This window comes from Streptomyces sp. NPDC003036 (genome assembly GCF_040611175.1).
Taxonomy (GTDB): domain Bacteria; phylum Actinomycetota; class Actinomycetes; order Streptomycetales; family Streptomycetaceae; genus Streptomyces.
Window position 1 is genome coordinate 36,169 of sequence record NZ_JBEXNO010000005.1, and the last position, 19,586, is coordinate 55,754.

Sequence of the window (19,586 nt, forward strand, 5' to 3'; positions counted from 1 at the left end):
TTGCCTCCTTTACCCCTCCTTGACCGGTCGGCACCGCCGTGCGCCGTCCGCCACCCCTCGTAAGGAGAACGCGTACCGATGACCGTCGACAGTCCGGAAGCACAGCCGGACACCCAGGTGGCACTCCCTCAGCAGTCCCTCAGCACCGCGGCCGCCCGCAAGCTCGCCAGTACGACGAAGTCCGCGCCGCAGATGCAGGAGATCACCTCCCGCTGGCTGCTCCGGATGCTCCCCTGGGTCGAGACGAAGGGCGGTACCTACAGGGTCAACCGCCGGCTCAGCTACACCGTCGGCGACGGGCGAATCGAGTTCGTGCAGGACGGCGCCAGCGTCCGCGTCATCCCGCGCGAGCTCGGCGAACTGGCCCTGCTGCGCGGCTACGACGACGTGGAGGTCCTCTCCGCGATCGCCGACCGCTGCGTCCAGCGCGACTTCTCGGCGGGCGAGGTCCTCGTCCAGCGCGACACCCCGTCGGACCGGATCCACCTGATCGCCCACGGTCGCATCGGTCAGACCTCGGTCGGCCCGTACGGGGACGAGCTCAACGTCGCCGTGCTCGCGGACGGATCCCACTTCGGCGAGAACGCCCTCCTCGACGAGGACTCGCGGTACGACTACACCGCGACCGCCGAGACGTCCGGCACCCTGCTCACCCTCTCCCGGGCCGACTTCGCCGCCATCATGGCCACCGCGCCCAGCCTCCAGGAGCACATCGCCCGGTTCACCTCGCTCCCGCGGCAGGCGCAGAACCGGCACGGCGAGGCCGAGATCGCCATGTCGGCGGGCCATGTGGGCGAGGCCGTGCTGCCCGGCGCCTTCGTCGACTACGAGCTCAACCCACGCGAGTACGAGCTCTCCGTGGCGCAGACCGTGCTGAAAGTCCACACCCGGGTCGCCGACCTCTACAACGGGCCGATGAACCAGACGGAGGAGCAGCTCCGGCTCACCATCGAGGCGCTGCGCGAGCGCCAGGAGTACGAGCTCGTCAACAACCGCGAGTTCGGCCTCCTGCACAACGCCGACTTCAAGCAGCGGATCCAGACCCACTCGGGCCCGCCCACCCCGGACGACATGGACGAGCTGCTCTGCCGTCGGCGTGGCACCAGGCTCTTCCTCGCCCACCCGCGTACGATCGCCGCGATCGGGCGCGAGTTCAACGCCCGCGGCCTCTACCCGGACCATGTCGACCTCGGCGGCCAGTCCGTCCCGGCGTGGCGAGGGGTCCCCATCCTTCCCTGCAACAAGATTCCGATCAGCAAGGAGCAGACCAGCTCCATCATCGCCATGCGCACCGGCGAGGGGAACCAGGGCGTCATCGGTCTGCGCCAGACCGGTCTGCCGGAGGAGTACGAGCCGGGCCTGTCGGTCCGCTTCATGGGCATCAGCGAGCAGGCGATCATGTCGTACCTGGTCACCACGTACTACTCCGCCGCCGTCCTCGTACCCGACGCGCTCGGCGTGATGGAGAACGTGCAGATCGCTCGCAGGCGCGACTAGCGGAACCGCCTGGCGGCCCCGACGGTCCGGGGCCCCGCTTCTGCGGGACGCGCTCGCCCCTGGACCCGGAACCCCATCCACCACCAAGGAGCACGGATGCCCGATCCTGGGCTCTCCCCTCTGCAGTCGAGCCTCCCCGCCGCTGCGGCCCGCTTCGGGGCCGACGTCATCACCCGGATCCGCCTCCACGTCGACGGAGCGGCGGCCGACGCGGGCACCCCCGACGAGGCGCCGTTCACCCTGCCGACGGGCGGTCAGCCGCTGGTCGCCGCAGCGCCCAAGGCGGTCGAGGCGGCGGAGACGGCGGTGACCGCTCAGGGCGCCCCGGCCGGCCTCGCCTCCCCCGCCACGCCGGCGGCGCCCGCGCTCGAGCGGATCCTGCGCGGACCCAGCGGGCTCGGGACGGCCGGCCTCGCCCTCGCCCCACGCAACGGCGGTCCGGCCGCGGCCGCGGAGCCGGCGGAAGAGAAGTCCGAGGGACGACCCATCCCCGGTCTCTACTTCCACCCCGTCCCCGATCCCGACCCCGTCCGCGTGGACGAGGTCAGCCGCCGGATCAAGGCCTGGGCCCTGGACGAGGTCCAGCTCTACCCCGAGGAGTGGGAGGGCGAGTTCGACGGCTTCTCCGTCGGGCGCTACATGGTGGCCTGCCACCCCGACGCCCCGACGATCGACCACCTGATGCTCGCCACGCGGCTGATGGTCGCGGAGAACGCGGTCGACGACTGCTACTGCGAGGACCACGGCGGTTCGCCCGTCGGCCTCGGCGGCCGCCTCCTGCTCGCGCACACCGCCCTCGACCACCTCCACACCACCCCGGAGTACGCCCCGGCGTGGGAGGAGTCGCTCGGCTCGGACGCGCCACGGCGCGCGTACCGGAGCGCCATGGACTACTTCGTCCGGGCCTCCACTCCCTCCCAGGCCGACCGCTACCGGCACGACATGGCCCGCCTGCACATGGGCTACCTGGCCGAGGCCGCCTGGGCCGAGACCGACTACGTGCCGGAGGTGTGGGAGTACCTGGCGATGCGCCAGTTCAACAACTTCCGCCCCTGCCCGACCATCACCGACAGCGTCGGCGGCTACGAACTGCCGGCCGACCTGCACGCCCGGCCCGACATGCAGCGGGTCATCGCGCTCGCCGGGAACGCGACCACCATCGTCAACGACCTGTACTCGTACACGAAGGAGCTCGCCAGCCCCGGCCGGCACCTCAACCTGCCGGTCGTGCTCGCCGAGCGCGAGGAGCTCTCCGAGCGTGACGCGTACCTGAAGGCCGTCGAGGTCCACAACGACCTCATGCACGCCTTCGAGGCCGCCGCCGCCGATCTGGCCGCCGCCTGCCCGGCCCCCACCGTGCTCCGCTTCCTCAAGGGCGTGGCCGCCTGGGTGGACGGCAACCACTACTGGCACCAGACCAACACCTACCGCTACAGCCTGCCCGATTTCTGGTAAGAAATGGATTCCTCTGTGACCACCGAGCTCACCTCCTCCGACGCCGACGCCGCGACCATCCCGGGTCCCGCGACGCCCTACCAGGGGGACATCGCCCGCTACTGGAACAGCGAAGCCAGGCCCGTGAACCTGCGCCTCGGTGATGTGGACGGGCTCTACCACCACCATTACGGCATCGGCGCCGTCGACCACGCCGCCCTCGGCGACCCCGAGGACGGCGCGTACGAGGAGAGGCTGATCGCCGAGCTGCACCGGCTCGAATCGGCCCAGGCCGAGGTCCTCCTCGACCACCTCGGAACCATCGGACGCGAGGACACCCTCGTCGACGCCGGCTGCGGGCGCGGCGGCTCCATGGTGATGGCCCACCAGCGCTTCGGCTGCAGGGTGGAGGGCGTCACCCTCTCCTCCGCGCAGGCCGAGTTCGGCAACCGGCGCGCGAAGGAGCTCGGCATCGAGGACCACGTCCGCGCCCGCGTCTGCAACATGCTCGACACCCCGTTCGAGAAGGGCAGCATCGCCGCCTCCTGGAACAACGAGTCGAGCATGTACGTCGACCTGGACGACCTCTTCGCCGAGCACTCCCGCTTCCTCAAGGTCGGTGGCCGTTACGTGACGATCACCGGCTGCTGGAATCCGCGCTACGGCCAGCCGTCGAAGTGGGTCTCGCAGATCAACGCCCACTTCGAGTGCAACATCCACTCGCGCCGCGAGTACCTCCGCGCGATGGCCGACAACCGTCTGGTGCCGCAGGCCGTCATCGACCTGACCCCGGACACGCTGCCCTACTGGGAGCTGCGGGCCACGTCCTCGCTGGTCACCGGGATCGAGGAGGCGTTCATCGAGTCGTACAAGGACGGCTCCTTCCAGTACGTCCTGATCGCGGCCGACCGCGTCTGACCCGCCGGGCTCCTTGCGGGGCCGGCGTCCCACCCCCGGAAGCGATCTCGAGGCCGTATCGGAAGATCCGATACGGCCTCTGACGTGCGTGCGGCCAACGGCCTTACAACCCCTACCCGGTGGGACCGCCCCTTATCTCGCCCGCACATGGTGCGGGCGGTCCCCGACCGCAAGGGACACGACCTGCGGTACTCGGTGGACTCGCGCGAGATCCGCGCCGAGATGGGGTGGGCCCCCGCGGCACCGGCTCGAGGACGGGCTGGACGGCACGATCGCCTGGTACCGGGACAACCGGGCCTGGTGGGAACCGCTGGCACGTCACCTGGCCACCTGACCCGGTGCCCGTGGCGGGCGGTGGTACCAACTGGTCCCCAGAACGCCCGGCCACACAGCCGGTCTCGGGCCATCAGCCGCTGAGCCGAATGCGACAGCTCCGTCGCCGTGTCAGTGGCCGGCGTTACCGTGATGCGACGCCGGCACGATCAAGGGGAGCAGGGATCGGGCCGCTCCGGTCGCCCGTCCCGCGCCAGTTCGGCGTTGAACTGCGCGCCCGCCAGCAGCACGACATGGGAGACCCACAGCCACACCAGGAACGCCACCACACCCGCCAGGGAGCCGTAGAGACGGTTGTACGTCGCGATGTGCGACGCGTAGAAGGCGAAGCCCGCCGACGCCAGCAGCCAGAGCAGCACCGCCAGTGTTCCGCCGGGCAGCGTCTGCCGCACACCGCGGGTCTCCGGCGGCCCGGACCAGAAGAGGAGCAGGACCAGGGCGACGACCACCGTGAACAGCAGCGGCCATTTCAAGCCCGCCCAAACGAGGGCGGCCTGATGGTCCGTTCCCGTGCCCCGGCCGATGGCCCGGGCGACCCGCTCGGCGGCCGTGAGCGTCAGCACCCCGCTGACCAGCAGTGCGAGCACGGTCAACGCCCTGAGCAGGATGGCGGGGAACGTCCGCCACGCCGGACGGCAGTCGGGAACGTCGTACATCGCGTGCAGCGCCCGCCGGAAGACGGCCAGGTAGCTGGAGGCGGACCACAGCGCGGCGCCGGCGGTGACCACGAGCAGGAGCCAGCGGACCGACGGGTCCTCCTGCGGGCTGCTCAGGGCCTGGGCGAGGACCGGACGGGCCGCCTTCGGCACGAAGGCGGCCAGTTGCGCGACGACCTCCTGGGGGGTGTCCGTGCCGACCAGGGCGATGGAGAAGACCATCACCAGCAGGGCCGGGAAGACGGCCAGCACCGCGTAGTACGTCAGCGCCGCCGCCCAGTCGGTGAGGTCGTCCTCCCAGACGGCGACCGGTGTACGGGCCATTGCGCGCGCGTACGCCCCGTGCTCGCGCCGACCGGGCGCCGAGCCGCTCGCGGGGACACCGATCGTCATGACACCACCGCTCCGTTCGAGGCCTGCCGTCCCCCGGCCGCCACCGCCCCGGGCGACTGCCGGCGAGTTGCGTGTCTGGTGCCCCGTCAGGGCGGCGTCACGCCAGGGAGCCCCGCCGTGTCACCGCGCGTGCCTGCCCTTCGCCGACTTCGGCTTCCCCTGCCGCGCCTCGGCCTTCTCAGGAGCCGGGCCGGCTGCTCCGGGACCGGCCACACGGCCGCGCTGCCGCTCCCAGCCGCCGGGAGCCGACGGCGTGCCGCTGTCCACCGCCGCGTCCTCGGCGCCGGTGACCTGTCGGCTCCCGGTGTACGAGGGGGACCGCGGCGCGGACGCGGAGACGGCGGCTCCGGCCGGCGGAGCGGGCGAGGCGGTCGGGGCGGCCGACGAGGACGGGGAGGACGGGGAGGAGGAGGCGGACGCCCTCGACCGGTTCGCGTCCGGGGAGGCCGGCTCGGCCGTGGCGGGGCGGGGCGGACCGGACGCGGCGTTCTCCGCCTCGGCGGACGGCCCGCCCACCGAACCGGCCAGTCCGACGCCGAAGACGGTCAGGGCCGCGCCGGCGGTCAGCAGGATCCGGCCGGCCCGGCGTGAGGCGGGCCGGCCGGTAGAGGATCGTGCGGGCACCGGCCCGCCGTGTGCGGGGACGGCGGCCTCGACGCCTGCGATCCCCGGCGCGGCACCCGCCCCGTGCGACGTCAGCGTGTCCGGGTTCCGCTCGCCGGCGCCGTTCTCGCCGCTCACGGGCGGAGCCCCGAGCACGGAGGATCCCGCGGGCGCGTCGGCCGCTGCCGCGAGGTCCTCCGATGCCAAGGCGGCCAGGGCGCGCCCACAGGCCCGGGCGTCCGGCCGGCGGCTCTCGTCCGCGTCGGTCATGGCTTCCAGCAGTTCGACGAGCGCCGCCGGTATGTCCGGCGGAATGACGGGGGGCCGGTGCAGGCGGGCGATCGCAGCCTCCAGCGGCGCCCCGTCGTACTCCAGTTCACCTTTGATGGACTCGATGAGCACCAGTCCCAGGCTGTAGATGTCCGCTGCCGGCCCGGCGCCCCGGCCCAGCACCTGCTCCGGGGCCATGTAGGCGGCGGTCCCCACCAAGGCGCCCGGGACGGTCTGGGCCGTGGTGCCGAGCAGCCTGGAGATGCCGAAGTCCGTCAGGTGGGGGCCGCCCGCCTCGTCCAGCAGGATGTTCGCAGGCTTGACGTCGCGGTGGACGACTCCGGCCTCGTGCACATGGGCCAGTGCCGAGGCCAGCGCGGCCCCGATCCGGCACGCCTCGGCGGGCGCCAGCGGGGCCGCGGCAATCCGCCGGCGCAGCGTCGTGCCCCTGACCAGCTCCATCACCAGATAGGGTGTTCCGTCGTCCCGGCCGCAGTCGTACACGGTGATCAGGCCGGAGTGCTGCAACCGGGCCAGCAGCCGGCCCTCGCTGTCGAACTGCTCCTCCGTGTCGGTGGCACCGTCCGGGCGGAAGACCTTCACCGCGACCGGCCGCCGCAGGCGCAGGTCCACGCCCTCGTACACGTCGGCCGCGCCACCGCGGCCCAGCAGGTCGTCGAGCCGGTAGCGTCCGGCCACCACGCGGGCGGTGAGCCTGTGGTCCGGTCGGATCGGCCACGAGCGGACTTTCATCACTGCGCTCCCTGCGTCCTGTTGTCACCTACCGTCGTCCGCCCGCCCACGTGTGTGCTGCCGATGGCATGCCCGGCCGCGTGGGTGCGAGCACCGTGTGCACGTGTGCCCCCTCAGCCGCCGGACATCCCCCGTCGGCCACCCGACCTCGTGGACGGAGGGTTCGGCATCGTCTCGGCATGATGGAGTCATGCGGACTCGACCGGTCCTCGTCTTCGACGGCGACCGCGGCTTCTGTACGTCGTGCGTGTCGTTCGTCGAACGCCGCCTCCGCCCGGCTGCGAGACCGTCCCCTGGCAGTCCGCGGATCTGGCCGCGCTGGGCGTGAGGCCGGACCGGGCCGCCCACGACGTGCTCCGCGTGACCCCGACGGGCCGGGTGCACGGCGGCCAGTGGCCGACAACCGGCACCGGGTGCCGGGCGGGACGGCGGCGTGCGCGGCACCGGCGCCACGTGGGCGAAGGTGACCGGAGCCGGGCGGTGGCTCCCGTCGGAGGGGGTAGGTGAGAACAGCACACGACCATCGCGTCTGCGAAGGAGACGAGCATGACCGACGACGCCTACCTGTTCCTCGTGGACGACCCGGCGACTCCGCTGGGCGCATCCGTCACCGCTGTCGGAGACCTGGCGTGCCTGGAGACGCCCGCCGTTCGAGGATGGCTCGACGCGCACGGTGTGACCACCGCCTCCGCGGGAGTCCGGCTGCTGCCGCCGGAGGAGACGGGCGCCATCCCCGACGGGACGGAGAAGCTGCCCGTTCCGTTGAGCGACGAGGAGTTGAACCGGCTGCGCCACGCGCTGGCGCCGGGCGCCCTCGCCCGCGTGGAGGAAGAGCTGCTGGCCTACCGCGACTGCGCGGGCGAGCGGGACGCCCTGCTGGCGCGGGCCACGGCCGCCGGGGTTCCGCCGCACCGCATCGTCGAACTCACCGGCGAGGACCCCCGGACCGTGGCATCGGCGGCCGCGGCGCAGGGGCAGGGCCGTCCGTCGGATCCCGGTCCGCGACAGCGGTGACGAGGAGGGGAAACATGACGACCGAGGAGACGCGTACCAGGCTTCGACTGTTGGAGGACCGGCTCGGCGAGCGCACCCCGGCGCCGATCGAGGGCCAGACCCGCATCCCCCTCCCCCGGCCCACCCCGGCGGACGACGAGGACGAGGGGGCGTGAGGGCCGGGCTCGGAGGAGTGGCGGCCGTATCTCCAACGCGGTTCTCCGCGACGCCACCCATGGGGACGAAGTCCTCACCCAGCTCGGCTACGAGCACCTGCGACGCCACGACCTCCGCCACACCGGGCTGACCTGGTTCGCAGACGCCGGCGTCCCCGTGCACGTCCTCCGCCGGATCGCCGCCGCCGGCGCCGCGCTCACTGCCCACCTCACCGTGCTGCGCGCTCCTCGGTCCCTGCCGAACCCGATCGTCATCGCGCGCTGACACGGTCAAGCACGCTGGCCCCAACCGGTCCCCAAAAACGATCGAGGGGCCGTTTCGGATTTCTCCGAAACGGCCCCTTGACCTGCGACTTCGCAAAGTCGGGACGACAGGATTTGAACCTGCGACCCCTTGACCCCCAGTCAAGTGCGCTACCAAGCTGCGCCACGTCCCGATGCGCGTGTCCCCCGGCTTGTCGCCGTGGTGAGCGCGCAGGAAGAAGATTACCTCACTCCCGGGGTGGGTTCGTATCCCGGGCCTGGAGTGCGCGGGTCGCGAGGGTGTCGGCGCCGCAGGTGGTGGCCAGGGTGGCGGCGCGGGTGAGTTCCGCCGGGGAGCCGGTGGCGAGGCCGAGGTCGTACCGGGCCAGGGCGTGTTCGTACGCGGAGGGGGAGGCTTCCAGGTGCCGGACCGCCCGGTCCAGGAGGTGGACGGCCTCGCCGGGGCGGGCGAACAGGGCCGCGCAGCGCAGGGCTTCTCCGAGGGCGGTGGCCGTGCCGAAGCGCTCGGCGTGGACGCGGGCCTGCTCGGCGTAGCGGGCGGCGCGGGGCGGGTCGGTGGGGGCGAGGGCGCGGGCGAGGTCGCAGGCCCAGGGGGCCCAGACGGGGTTGAGGCGGCCGCGGCGCTCCAGGGCGCGGCCGGCCGACTCCAGTTCCGTGACGGCCTCCTCGGTGCGGCCTTCGGCGAGCAGGAGCCTGCCGTGGACGCAGGGTCCGTCGGGTACGACCATCGCGCCGGGCCAGGGCGGTCCGAAGCGGTAGTGGTCGGCGGTGGCGCGGGCCTCCGCGGTGCGGCCCCGGGCCAGCAGCGTGTCGATGAGCAGGCAGACCGCGTCCCACTGGAGCGGAAGCCCGGTGCCGAGGCGGTCGGCGAGGCGGAGCGCCTCGCGCAGGAAGCTCTCGGCCTCCGCGAGGGCGCCGCGGCGGCGGTGGGCCAGGCCGAGGAGGGTGTGGGCGAAGGCGAGGTGGGCGCCGCTCCAGCCGGAGATCTCGAAGGCGCGCACCGCCTCCTCGAACAGGGCCCTGGCGTGGTCGGGCCGGTCGGTGAAGGCGTACGCGACGCCGACGACGGCCGGTGTCTCGCAGCCCCACTCGGTGTCCGTCCAGCTCAGGCCGCGCGCTGGGCGGCCGTCGGCCAGGGAGCGCGCGCACAGGTCGAGGACGTGGCCCGCGTTCTCGCCGCGGAGCATCGCGTCGAAGGCGCGCAGCGACAGCAGGGCGCGTTCGGCGTTGCCGGCCCCCGGGAGGTGGTCGGCGAGGTCCGCGAGGCGGCGGGAGCGGCCGGGGCCGTCCTCCTCGTCGGCCTGGAACCCCTCGTACATGAACCGCGCCGCCTCCAGCCGCGTCCGGGCCGGGCCCGGGGGCGTCCGGGCGGCCTCCGCGGCGACGGAGCGGGCCGCCTCGCGCGGCTGGTCGCCGTGGGCGAGGGCCTGCGCGAGGCGGCAGGTGGCGTCGGTGCGCCGCGGCCCGGTGAGGCCCGGGAGGGCGAGGGCGGAGCGCAGGTAGCGCACGGCGGCGGACGGCGAGGTGAACAGGGCGGCGCAGCCCAGTTCGTACAGGACCAGCGCGTACGCCTCCGGGGGCGGCGGTTCCTGGAGGGCGCGTTCCAGGCAGCGGCGGGCCGCCGCCGGGGCGCCGAGTGCGAGGTACTCGCGGGCGGCCTCGCGCAGCTGGGCGACGACCTCCTCGTCGTCGTCCGGGTGGATTTCGAGCAGGTGGCGGGAGGCGGCCGCGGCACCGAGGCCCGCGCGTGTGACGGCCCAGGCCGCCCGGCCGTGCATGGCGGTGCGGAGGGCGGGCGGGATGGAGCGGTATATCGCGGTGGCGATGAGCGGGTGGACGAATTCCAGGGGGTCGGACCCGGTGACGATGCGGGCCTCGCGCAGCCGCTGCGCGCAGCTCTCCGCCTCGGCCGCGGTCATCCCGGCGAGGCCGGCGGCGAGGGACTGCGAGATGTCGGTGCCGAGCACGGCGGCCGCCCACGCGAACCGGGTCGGGCCGGTGCCGAGCCGTTCGAGCCGGGCCACGAGCCCGCTGCCGCGCGAGGTGGCGGCCAGGTCGCGCAGGAGCGCCGCCGACGCCTCGACCGGGGCGAGCATGCGGTCCTGGGCCTTGGCGAGGAGCTCGACCGTCTCGTACGGGTTTCCCCCGGTGAGCGACCACACCTCCCGGCAGAACGCGTCGTCCGTCTCGTCGCCGAGGGCGTCCCGGACCATGTCGGCGGTGGCGTCCGCGGTGAGGGCGCGCAGGGTGACGCGGAGCCTCGCCGCCTCGCCGAGCCGGTCCAGCAGAGCGGTGGCCGGGTCGGTACCGGCTCTCGGGCGGTGGGCGAGGACGACCAGCACCGGCAGGGCGGGCAGGCCGACGGCGAAGGACGCGAGCCAGCCCAGTGATTCGGCGTCCACCCAGTGCGCGTCGTCGACGAGCAGCACGAGGGGTTGGTGGAGCTGGTGCCGGTGGCGTTCGGCGAGCCGCGCGACGAGCCGGTCCAGCCCGTCCCGTACGCCCTGCGGGTCGGCGAGCGGGGCGCTGGGGGCGGTGACGCCGAGGGCGGGGGCGGTGATGTCGTACCGGTCGGCGAACAGCCGCCGCAGCTCGTCGCCGTCGTACGCGGCGAGGGCGGGCTGCAGCAGTTGCCGTACGACGTGGAAGGGGACGGACGTGACGGTCTCGCCGCCGCGTGCGGCGTGGACGGTGCAGCGGTCGGCGGCGAGCCGGCGCACGGCGTCGAGTAACGCCGTCTTGCCGATGCCGGACTCACCCCGATAGACCAGCAGTCCGCCGGAGGCGCCGCTGCCGCACAGCGCGTCCACGGCGCGGGCGGCCGCGGCGAGCTCGGGCTCGCGCTCCAACAGCGGTACGGAAAGCCGGTGTTCCGGCTGGGACGGCCGCATCGCCTTCCCTCCCCCACGAAGTGCCCGGGCATGTGTGTGCGTGTCCGGACCCGAGGGTAGCCGCGCCCCGGTGGCGAAGGACACGGTTGGGAACGCTCCCGCCGGAAGGGTGACAATCAAGGCGTGAACAGGACGCGAAGGGACCGTGACAGGGACCGTGACCCCGAGGGGCGCGCACGCAACGCACGCCCCCGCGACGGGCTGGGGCGGCCGCTGCCGTACGGCGCGCCGGGCGTGGAGCGCCAGCCGGAGGGGGTGGTGCGTACGCCCGGGGAGACCCTCCGCGAGGCCCAGCGGCTGCTGGACGCGGGGCTGCCGTTCCACGCGCACGAGGTGTTCGAGGACGCGTGGAAGTCGTGCGCCGGGGAGCGGGAGGGGGAGCGCGAGCTGTGGCGGGGGCTGGCGCAGCTGGCGGTGGGCCTCACGCACGCGGCGCGCGGGAACACGGCGGGCGGGGCGCGGTTGCTGGTCCGCGGCGCGGAGCGGATCCGCGCCTTCTCACCCGTGTACGGGATCGATGTCGGCGGACTGGTGGAGTGGGCGCGGGGGCTGGCGGGGCGGCTGGGGGGCCGACCGGAGGATGCGGTGGACCCGGCGGCGGAGGCGCCGCGGCTGCGTGGGTAGGGCGGGCGGTCCGCGCCTTACTCCGGTGGCGCGAGGCCCAGCGCCGGGAGCAGCACCGCCTCCAGGAGGGCGGGGAGGGCGTCCTCGTCCGTGAAGCGGTCTTCGAAGAGGCGCTCCACGCGGAGGACGCCGAGGAAGCAGGGGGCGACGAAGGCGATCGCCGGGTTGGCGGGGTCGAGCTCGCCGCGCGCGATGCCGCGCTGGAGCATCGCGTCGAGGGCGGCGACCTCCGGGTCGATGACCGTCTCCCGCAGTGAGTGGCGCAGGTCGGAGTGGAGCAGGTAGGCCTGGCCGACGGCCTCCATCAGTTCGGTGTCGTGGCCGCGGCGGGTCGCGGCGGCCGTGGCGGCGGCGCGCAGGTCGCCCGCGAGGGAGCCGGTGTCGATGTCGGTGAAGAGGGAGCGGCGGCTCTTGGCGAGCGCGGCGGTGACGAGCTGCCGCTTGGTCTTCCACTGCCGGTAGAGGGTGGCCTTGCCGCACTTCGTGCGGGCGGCGACGCCCTCCATCGTGACGGCGTCGTAGCCGCCCTCCCGCAGCAGGTCCAGCACGGCCGCGTACAGCTCCTGCTCCCGCTCGGGAGTGATCTTGCTGCGGCGCGCGGCGGTGGTGGCGGCCTGCGTGGACATCGCTTTCTCCCCCGCTGACGGATGCCTGGGTGCGACTACGAGCGTAGGCGGGGCTTTATCGAGACGCAAACGTATCGAGACGTTTGCGTCTCGATAGCGAGGGATCTAAGCTTGCCCCGTTTTGTTGCCTTAGCGAACCATCAGAGGGGCCGGACCATGGCTGCCGGGATACCACCGGAGACGACCGCCGCCCGGCGGCCGCCCCTGGTACGCGAGCTGGCGCTGGTGACAGCGCTGTTCCTCGTCTACAAGCTGGGCCGGCTGCTCGCGAACGGACACGAGGGCCGCGCCTTCGGGAACGCCGCCCAGGTCTGGGAGCTGGAGCGGGCCGCCCACCTGCCGGGCGAGGGGTGGGTGCAGCGGCTGCTCCTGCACGACGGGACGGCCGTCCATCTGGCGAACACGTACTACGCCGTCGTCCACTTCCCGGCGACCGTGGCCTTCCTCGGCTGGCTGTACTGGCGCCGGCCGGCGCACTACCTGTGGTCCCGGCGGGCGCTGGCGCTGCTGACCGGCGCCGCGCTCGCGCTCCACCTGCTGGTGCCGCTCGCGCCGCCGCGGATGCTCGCCGAGGCGGGCCTGGTGGACACGGCACGGCTGTACGGCCCGTCCGTGTACGGCGCGACGCCCGAGACGGACACGATGGCGAACCAGTTCGCGGCGATGCCGTCGCTGCACGTCGGCTGGGCGCTGATGGTCGCGATCGGGATGATGGCCGCCACCCGTGGCCGCTGGCGGCCGCTGTGGCTGCTCCATCCGCTGCTGACGCTGCTGGTCGTGGTCGGCACCGCCAACCACTACTGGCTGGACGCCCTGGTGGCCGCCGCACTGCTGGGCGGTGTCCTCGCCGTCGTACGGGCGCCGGGAGCCGTGCGGCGCGGGCGCGGGGCCGTGCTCGTCGGGGCGGCGGCGCGATGAGGGCGACGCTGTTCGCGGTGGTGCTGTCGCTCGCGTCGGCCGCCGGGTACGCGCTGGCCGCGGTCGTCCAGGCGCGGCTCGCCCCGGCGGGGGGCCTGCGGGCCCTGGCCGCCCGGCCGCTGTGGTGGTGGGCGATCGGGCTCAACGCGGCGGGCGCGCTCACGCATGTCGCGGCGCTGCACTACGGGCCGCTCACCCTGGTCCAGCCGCTCGGCGCGCTGACGCTGGTGGCCGCGCTGCCGGTCGGGGCGTGCTACGAGCGGCGGCGGGTGAGCGCGGTGGAGTGGCGCGGGGCGCTGTGGACGCTGGGCGGTCTGGTCGGACTGGTCGCGGTGGTGGGCCCGGCGGCGCCGGGCGACGCGCTGTCCCTGCCGGAGGGGCTGGCGGTCGCCGCGGTGACGGCGCTGCTGATCGCCGCGCTGGTCCGCCGGACCGCCCACGGGTACGGGCTCGGGTTCGCCACCGCGTCGGGGGTCGCGTCAGCGGTCGGGTCCGCGCTGACGCAGACGGTGACCGCCTCACTCGCGCGCGAGCTGCCGGGCGGCCCCTTGGCGGCCTGGCAGACGGCGCTGCTCGCCGTGCTGGTGGCGGTGTTCGCCACGGGCGGGCTGCTGCTGTCGCAGGCCGCGTACCGGGGCGGGCTGGCCGCGCCGCTCGCGGTGGTGAACCTGTCGAACCCGGCGGCGGCCGCCGTCATCGGTGTCGCCCTGCTCGGGGAGGGCTTCCGCGCGGGGCCGGTGGGGTGGCTGGTCGCCGCGGGCTCCGCGGCGCTCGCGGGGCGCGGCGTACTGCTGCTGACCTCCGGTGGGCGCGTGGCCGCTCCGGTCACCGCCTGAGGAGCTCCGCGAGCACGGCCGCGTGGCTCCGCGCGGGCTCCTTGGAGGCGGTCAGCAGGGTGAGCGGCCCCTTCCGGGCGAGCTCCCGCAACCGGCCGAGGGCCTCGGCGGCCTCCGGCGCGGCCAGCTCCGCCTCGTACCGCTCGCGGAACTCCTCGTACGTGCCCTCCCCGGCGTGGTACCAGCGGCGCAGCTCGGTCGACGGGGTGACGGACTTGGGCCACTCGTCGACGTGGGCGTCCGCCTTGGCCAGGCCGCGCGGCCACAGCCGGTCGACGAGGACCCGCGTACCGTCGCCGGGCTCCGGGGTGTCGTAGACCCGGCGGAGCTTGGGGTGGTGGGCGGCTTTGGTCATGCTTCCAGGCTAGGTTCGCCGCCTGCCGGTCGGTTGGTTGGTTACTCCGATGCGGCGGTCCGGCGAGTGGTCACAGGGCGCGGCGGAGGAGGGGGAGGAGGCGGTCCCAGTGGCGTCGCAGTCCGGCGGGGTCGAAGGCGTCGGTGTCGGACATGGTGAACCCGTGGACGGTGCCGGGGTAGATCTCGGAGGTGTAGTCGACCTTCGCGGCGTCCAGGCACCGGTTGAGTTCGCCCAGGGCCTCGGGGGTCAGGTCGCTTTCGGCGTGGCCGAAGTGGAGCCGGGCGGCGATCTTGGCGAGGGTGTCGGGCCCGGCGGCGCCCACGGGGGCGTGGAAGGCGGCGAGGGCGGCCACCCGGCCGGGGTGGGCCGCGGCGGTGCGTGTCGCCAGGAGGCCGCCGATGCAGTAGCCGGTCACCGCGACCGGCCCGGCGGCGACCTCGGGCTGGATGGTGAGAAACCTCAAGTAGGCGTCGGCGTCGCTCAGTACGCGTTCGGCGGTGTGCGCCTCGATCAAGGGCATCAGCCGGGCCACGAGCGCGGGCCGGGCCTCTTCTCCGATGTGCTCGGGAAGGTCGATCAGCGGTGCCGGGCCGTGCCGGTAGAAGGAGTTGGGGACGAGCACGTAGTACCCGTGCCCGGCCAGTTCGCGGGCCATCTCCCGCAGCACGGGCCGGATGCCGAAGCCGTCCGCGTACATCAGTACCGCCGGGTGCCGCTCGCCGTGGTCGGGGAAGGCGGCGAAGGCGTCGGCTTGGCCGTCCGTGGTGGGGATCAGCAGTGTCTTGGTGGGCATGACGTCTCCTGTCGTGGTTGATGTGTCGAGCTTGTGATCAACACGACGGAGGCGGAGCCCGTGCGGCGCTCAGCTGAGCACCGGGTCACCAATCCGTGTGTGGCGCAGGGCCGTCCCGGTATGCATGGCCGCGAGCCTAGCCCACCGGGATGCGGCAAGGCGAGAGACGGCTGGTCGGGAATGGCCCTACGCCGTACGCCGCTTGAACAGCGCTCCCGAGGCGGCCACCGAGGCGGCGAGGATGCCCGCGCACCACGCGAGCGCCACCCACCCGGTCGAGCCCACCGGCCGCCCGAGCAGCAGTCCGCGTACCGCCTCGATGACATGGGTGACGGGCTGGTGGGCGGCGAAGCCCTGGAGCCACGACGGCATGGTGTCGGTCGGCACGAAGGCGCTGCTCGGGTAGGGCAGGAAGCTCACGAAGAAAGTGAAACCCCCGGCTGCCTCCGGGGACTTGACGAGCAGGCCCACTGCGGCGGACAGCCACGAGAGTGCCGCGATGTAGGCGACCAGGAGGCCGATCTCGCCGAGCCAGCCGCCGGGGCCGGCCGCGGGGCGGAAGCCGATCGCGAAGGCGAGGGCGAAGACCAGGGCGGTGGCGATCAGGTTCCGGGCCGTGGGGGCGAGGACGTGGCCCGCGAGGACGGGGGTGCCGCCGGATGTCGAGGGACCGGAAGCGGTCGATGATGCCGCCCTTGAGGTCCTCGGGGACGGCCACGACGGGGCCGGCGGAGCCGAAGCCGGCGCACAGCAGCAGCACGCCAGGAACGACGTAAGTGACGTACTCGGTAACGGTGTTGATGGCGCCACCGAGGAAGTACACGAAGATCAGGAGCAGCATCACCGGCAGCGCCATCGCCATCGTCAGGGCGTCGACGTTGCGGCGGCTGAGCCGGATGGAGCGGCCGGCCATGATGAGTGCGTCAGACATGGCGGGGCTCCTGGTGCGCGGACTTGGTGAGGGTCAGGAAGACGTCGTCGAGGGTGGCCGTGTGCAGCGAGAACCGTTCGATGGCCGTGCCGTCGGGGTCCAACGCGTCGAGCAGCGCCCGCACCTGGGGCGCGCCGCCGTCGGTGGCGTAGCCCAGGGTGCGGGTCTCGGGCTCGCCGTACACCGCTCGGGGCGCCAGGCGCAGACGCCGCCGACGCGGCCGAGCAAGACCAGTGCCTCTGGCGTCGCCACCGCCACCACCCCGAGGCGGGAGCCGGCCTCCCGGTACGCGGCCGACGACGCACGAAACGTGTACTTCCAGGACGGCGGCCGCCGCGCCGGCTCCCTGGAGGAGGTCCGGTTCACGGAGATCGAGCACCTGGAGTCCGGGTTGTAGCAGCCCGTGCCCCGGTCACCCTCAAGCCGCCGCGCACGCCCCGCCCACCCTGGCGCACCCCTGTCGAGCATGCCGCCTGAAGCCCGGCTGAGGGCGGCGCCAACGAGACGTCAAGGACATGTTTACGGCACTCGTGTCTGATCGAGTGGACCCACACGCTGTCGGCGACCAGCACGTGACCACAGGCAAGGGGGGACTGTGCTCCGGATTCATTTCAGCGGTGCCGATCTCGGACGGCTTCGGCTGGCTGCGCAACCGGACGTGATGTGGGAGACCGTTCTGAGTCTTCACCAACTCGTCTTACCGGACCCCTTCTTCGCGCCCTGGAACCGTCTCGCCCGCAAGGCGCTGGTGGACACGGGAGCGGGCCGGGACGTGCACCTCCTGACGACGCTCGCCCCCATCAGCTCCTACTTCCCCGACTTCCTGACGCCACCGGGACACAGCACCGACTTTGACGGCGCCGTCGATGAGGTGCTGTCCACCGGCAGGGGGCGCCTGCGCCCCGAGATCGACAGACTCGCGGGCTCGCACTCGCGTCCGCCGGCATGGCTTGACGACATCGGCGCCGGACGCCCTCGTGCCCTGCGCCGGCTCGGTAGCGCCTTGCGCCGCTATCACGCCACCGTCCTGGCCCCGTACGCCCCCGAAGGAGCGGAGCGCGCCGGTCGCGAGGCGACCCGCCATGCGCAGAGGACCCTCGAGCAGGGCGGCGAAGCCCTGTTGAGCGGCTTAGGGCCCGGTTTGCGCTGGCGGCCGCCGGTCCTGGAAGTGGTCTATCCGGTGGACCAGACTCTCGAGCTCGACGGGCGTGGTCTGCTGTTGGTTCCCAGCTTCTTCTGCCACAACCATCCGATCGCGTTCGCGGATCCCGGACTGCCACCCGTCCTCGTCTACCCCGTCGCCCGTAGTCCGCTCTGGATTCCACGGGCGGCGAATGGCGAACCGAACGGCCAAGGACTTGACGATCTGATCGGCTCGACCCGCGCCGCCGCGCTGCGTTTCCTCGACACCGGCCACAGCACCACCACACTCGCGGCCAGCCTGTGTACGTCCATCGCCACGGCCAGTCGTCACGCCGCCGTGCTACGCCGAGCGGGTCTGGTGGCCACCGAGCGTCTGGGCTCCTCCGTCGTGCATACGCGTACGGCCCTGGGGACGGCGCTGGTGCACGGCGGCTGACCACGAGAGAAACCGGCGGCCGGCGCGGCGCAAGCCTTTTGCAGCCGAGCGTAAAGGGTTCGGCCCCGTGCCCGGAATACGTAGCGTCTCTCCCAGGACGCCCCGGCCCCGGATACGGAGAAGGGCAGCGGGCGTCTGAAGCTCGCGTCGGCAGCAGTCGCCTCCCGGCAGACGGCCGGCGCTAGTTCGGGATCGATTCAAGAGGATTTCCGACACCGGAAGGAAGAATGAGAGATATGACATTGGCATTCGCGTGGTCCCTGCGGAAGAGCGCGGTGGCGGCCGGCATGACGGCGATGGTGGCGATCGCGCCCGTGCTCGCCGCGACCGACGCTCAGGCGCTGGGCAACAACCGTTCGGTCTCGCGCAGCTGCGGCACCAACTATGTGTCCAGCGGCTTCACGGGAAGCTACAGCTGGGCGCAGACCACGAAGTCGTCGGGGGACTGCGCCGGCCGGCTCAGTGCGGCCCTGGTGCGGAGCGACGGGTACTGGACGACGCGCAAGTACGGCTCCAGCAGCTCCGCGTACGCCACCAACACCTCCACCAGCTCCGCGAGGAACGGCTTGCACTGGGGCTGCGACTCCTGCAACGTCACCTACTCCTGACACATGCGTAGGGCGACGATCATCGTCGCGGTGATTCTGGCCGCCGTTTCGGGCTGCGCTCCGGCAGGCTCGAGCGGTGGCCAGGACAACCCCGGCGACATACCTCTGCCCGGACAGGAATGGGCTCTGAAGGACGGAATGGTCACAGCCGCCGAATACCGTACGGCGATGGGTCGATTCGTCGCCTGCGTCGAGGACGCCGGGTACCCCGTCAGCGATCCCGTGCTCAGCCCGGCGGACAACCTCACGTTGATCTACACCATCACTCCCAGCGGCAAGCCGGACGTTTACAACGCGGCCGTACAGACCTGCAATCTTGCCCACCTGTCCATTGTCGAGCCCACATTCGTCGAGGCGAATTCCCAGGTTATGGACGAACCGCTGACGGCGGCAATCAGTGACTGCCTGCAACGGCGGGGCGTGACGCTGACGACCAGGGAACGGAACCTCGCCGATTTCGCCGATGCGGCCAAGGAGGAGGCGAAAGTCGTCGACTGCGTGACAGGAGAATGGGCGAAGGTCTATCCCACGCTGCCGGCCGAGGTGCCACTTCGCTTCTGACGGTCACCGAAGGCGTCACCGAAGGCAACCCCGTACAACGAGTCCAGCGCAGCGGTAGGGATCTTGATCATCGAAGCAGTATCACAGCGCGATGGCGCTCTGGCATTCCGCTTTCGGCGCGGACGTGCTTCTGACCCGGGCGTCGTGCTGGGCGACCGCGGTTACCACCAGCACGAGTCGACGGATTCCGGCGACCCGCCTCGGCCGCTTGGCCCCGGCCCCGGGTGTTGCTCTCGCGATCGCACCACGCTGCCGATGAGCCCGCCTACCGCTGCACAAGCGCGACCGCCTCCGCACGGCTCATCTCCACTGCACTCATCATGTCCCTCCGCGCAGCCACCTTGACGGGACGCGTGATCGCCAGGACAGGTCCTAGGCGTTCCCCTTGAGTAGCATGACGTTTCGTACCGCGCACGAGAGAGCGTTGTACGCAACAGCGTCCGGTCGGGCCGCCCCCACTTCAAGGGCTTCCCGGCGATGCGGCCCGAACCGGCCGCCAGGTGGTGGGAGTCGAGCTGTGAGCCGTGACCAGTCAGTGGCCGAGCAGCTCCCCGACGACACGCGCGAGGAC

At 72.8% G+C, this 19,586-nt stretch carries 16 protein-coding genes, 1 tRNA gene and 7 pseudogenes; 15 read left to right on the forward strand and 9 right to left on the reverse strand.

What is annotated here, in order from left to right:
• The first annotated feature begins 78 nt into the window (after positions 1 to 78).
• The 4 genes and pseudogenes from ABZX67_RS05305 to ABZX67_RS05320 form a co-directional block, all read left to right on the forward strand.
• Entirely contained in the window at positions 79 to 1,497 is a 1,419-nt protein-coding gene (locus ABZX67_RS05305; protein ID WP_355354854.1) for a family 2B encapsulin nanocompartment shell protein, read from the forward strand.
• A 103-nt stretch (positions 1,498 to 1,600) separates the two neighbouring features.
• A pseudogene (locus ABZX67_RS05310) lies at positions 1,601 to 2,952 on the forward strand (family 2 encapsulin nanocompartment cargo protein terpene cyclase).
• Positions 2,953 to 2,967: 15 nt separating this feature from the next.
• The gene (locus tag ABZX67_RS05315) at positions 2,968 to 3,849 is read left to right on the forward strand and encodes a geranyl diphosphate 2-C-methyltransferase (protein WP_355354857.1); all 882 of its coding nucleotides are present in this window, start codon (positions 2,968 to 2,970) and stop codon (positions 3,847 to 3,849) included.
• Positions 3,850 to 4,008: 159 nt separating this feature from the next.
• Positions 4,009 to 4,183: pseudogene (locus tag ABZX67_RS05320) on the forward strand (dTDP-glucose 4,6-dehydratase); the annotation flags it as partial.
• Between the two features lie 148 nt (positions 4,184 to 4,331).
• Here ABZX67_RS05320 and ABZX67_RS05325 read toward each other — a convergent pair.
• Entirely contained in the window at positions 4,332 to 5,231 is a 900-nt protein-coding gene (locus ABZX67_RS05325; protein ID WP_355354860.1) for a YihY/virulence factor BrkB family protein, read from the reverse strand.
• Between the two features lie 120 nt (positions 5,232 to 5,351).
• A complete protein-coding gene (locus ABZX67_RS05330; RefSeq protein WP_355354863.1) occupies positions 5,352 to 6,857 on the reverse strand; it encodes a serine/threonine-protein kinase in 1,506 nt (501 codons plus the stop codon).
• A 190-nt stretch (positions 6,858 to 7,047) separates the two neighbouring features.
• On the opposite strand from ABZX67_RS05330, the pseudogene ABZX67_RS05335 reads away from it, so the two are divergent.
• The 4 genes and pseudogenes from ABZX67_RS05335 to ABZX67_RS05350 form a co-directional block, all read left to right on the forward strand.
• Positions 7,048 to 7,324, forward strand: a pseudogene (locus tag ABZX67_RS05335) (DUF393 domain-containing protein).
• A 79-nt stretch (positions 7,325 to 7,403) separates the two neighbouring features.
• Positions 7,404 to 7,871 (forward strand): DUF6003 family protein, encoded by a 468-nt coding sequence (locus tag ABZX67_RS05340; protein WP_355354866.1) that lies wholly within the window; start codon positions 7,404 to 7,406, stop codon positions 7,869 to 7,871.
• Between the two features lie 14 nt (positions 7,872 to 7,885).
• Positions 7,886 to 8,026 (forward strand): hypothetical protein, encoded by a 141-nt coding sequence (locus ABZX67_RS05345; RefSeq protein ID WP_355354869.1) that lies wholly within the window; start codon positions 7,886 to 7,888, stop codon positions 8,024 to 8,026.
• 19 nt (positions 8,027 to 8,045) lie between these two features.
• Positions 8,046 to 8,291 (forward strand): annotated as a pseudogene (locus ABZX67_RS05350) (site-specific integrase); the annotation flags it as partial.
• Between the two features lie 98 nt (positions 8,292 to 8,389).
• Here the strand turns inward: ABZX67_RS05350 and ABZX67_RS05355 are convergent.
• Both ABZX67_RS05355 and ABZX67_RS05360 read right to left on the reverse strand, forming a co-directional pair.
• Positions 8,390 to 8,463, reverse strand: a tRNA-Pro gene (locus ABZX67_RS05355).
• Positions 8,464 to 8,517: 54 nt separating this feature from the next.
• Positions 8,518 to 11,181 carry an AAA family ATPase gene (locus ABZX67_RS05360; protein ID WP_355354872.1) on the reverse strand — a complete coding sequence of 888 codons (2,664 nt, stop codon included), beginning with the start codon at positions 11,179 to 11,181 and terminating at the stop codon, positions 8,518 to 8,520.
• Positions 11,182 to 11,304: 123 nt separating this feature from the next.
• On the opposite strand from ABZX67_RS05360, the gene ABZX67_RS05365 reads away from it, so the two are divergent.
• Positions 11,305 to 11,805 (forward strand): DUF309 domain-containing protein, encoded by a 501-nt coding sequence (locus ABZX67_RS05365; protein WP_355354875.1) that lies wholly within the window; start codon positions 11,305 to 11,307, stop codon positions 11,803 to 11,805.
• A 17-nt stretch (positions 11,806 to 11,822) separates the two neighbouring features.
• Here the strand turns inward: ABZX67_RS05365 and ABZX67_RS05370 are convergent, their stop codons facing one another.
• Positions 11,823 to 12,431: a TetR/AcrR family transcriptional regulator gene (locus tag ABZX67_RS05370; protein ID WP_355354878.1), complete on the reverse strand. Its 609-nt coding sequence runs from the start codon at positions 12,429 to 12,431 to the stop codon at positions 11,823 to 11,825.
• Positions 12,432 to 12,587: 156 nt separating this feature from the next.
• On the opposite strand from ABZX67_RS05370, the gene ABZX67_RS05375 reads away from it, so the two are divergent.
• Both ABZX67_RS05375 and ABZX67_RS05380 read left to right on the forward strand, forming a co-directional pair.
• The gene (locus ABZX67_RS05375; RefSeq protein ID WP_355354881.1) at positions 12,588 to 13,349 is read left to right on the forward strand and encodes a phosphatase PAP2 family protein; all 762 of its coding nucleotides are present in this window, start codon (positions 12,588 to 12,590) and stop codon (positions 13,347 to 13,349) included.
• The gene (locus ABZX67_RS05380) at positions 13,346 to 14,185 is read left to right on the forward strand and encodes a hypothetical protein (protein ID WP_355354884.1); all 840 of its coding nucleotides are present in this window, start codon (positions 13,346 to 13,348) and stop codon (positions 14,183 to 14,185) included. Before ABZX67_RS05375 ends, ABZX67_RS05380 begins: the two co-directional genes overlap by 4 nt.
• On the opposite strand, the gene ABZX67_RS05385 is transcribed toward ABZX67_RS05380, so the two are convergent.
• The 4 genes and pseudogenes from ABZX67_RS05385 to ABZX67_RS05400 all read right to left on the reverse strand — a co-directional run.
• Positions 14,175 to 14,540, reverse strand: a complete 366-nt coding sequence (locus tag ABZX67_RS05385) for a DUF488 family protein (RefSeq protein ID WP_355354887.1) — start codon at positions 14,538 to 14,540, stop codon at positions 14,175 to 14,177. The two genes, ABZX67_RS05380 and ABZX67_RS05385, sit on opposite strands and share 11 nt — an antisense overlap.
• Before the next feature lie 70 nt (positions 14,541 to 14,610).
• The gene (locus ABZX67_RS05390; RefSeq protein ID WP_355354890.1) at positions 14,611 to 15,336 is read right to left on the reverse strand and encodes a dienelactone hydrolase family protein; all 726 of its coding nucleotides are present in this window, start codon (positions 15,334 to 15,336) and stop codon (positions 14,611 to 14,613) included.
• A gap of 186 nt (positions 15,337 to 15,522) precedes the next feature.
• A pseudogene (locus ABZX67_RS05395) lies at positions 15,523 to 16,267 on the reverse strand (ABC transporter permease).
• Positions 16,260 to 16,472: pseudogene (locus tag ABZX67_RS05400) on the reverse strand (ABC transporter); the annotation flags it as partial. The pseudogenes ABZX67_RS05395 and ABZX67_RS05400, both read right to left, overlap by 8 nt.
• A gap of 84 nt (positions 16,473 to 16,556) precedes the next feature.
• On the opposite strand from ABZX67_RS05400, the pseudogene ABZX67_RS05405 reads away from it, so the two are divergent.
• From ABZX67_RS05405 to ABZX67_RS05420, 4 genes and pseudogenes are all read left to right on the forward strand, one after another.
• Positions 16,557 to 16,664 (forward strand): annotated as a pseudogene (locus ABZX67_RS05405) (XRE family transcriptional regulator); the annotation flags it as partial.
• Positions 16,665 to 16,862: 198 nt separating this feature from the next.
• Entirely contained in the window at positions 16,863 to 17,846 is a 984-nt protein-coding gene (locus ABZX67_RS05410) for a transcriptional regulator (RefSeq protein ID WP_355354893.1), read from the forward strand.
• A gap of 236 nt (positions 17,847 to 18,082) precedes the next feature.
• Positions 18,083 to 18,454 carry a hypothetical protein gene (locus ABZX67_RS05415; RefSeq protein WP_355354895.1) on the forward strand — a complete coding sequence of 124 codons (372 nt, stop codon included), beginning with the start codon at positions 18,083 to 18,085 and terminating at the stop codon, positions 18,452 to 18,454.
• Positions 18,455 to 18,457: 3 nt separating this feature from the next.
• Positions 18,458 to 19,015, forward strand: coding sequence for a hypothetical protein (locus ABZX67_RS05420; protein WP_355354898.1), 558 nt, complete (start codon positions 18,458 to 18,460; stop codon positions 19,013 to 19,015).
• Positions 19,016 to 19,586 lie beyond the last annotated feature (571 nt).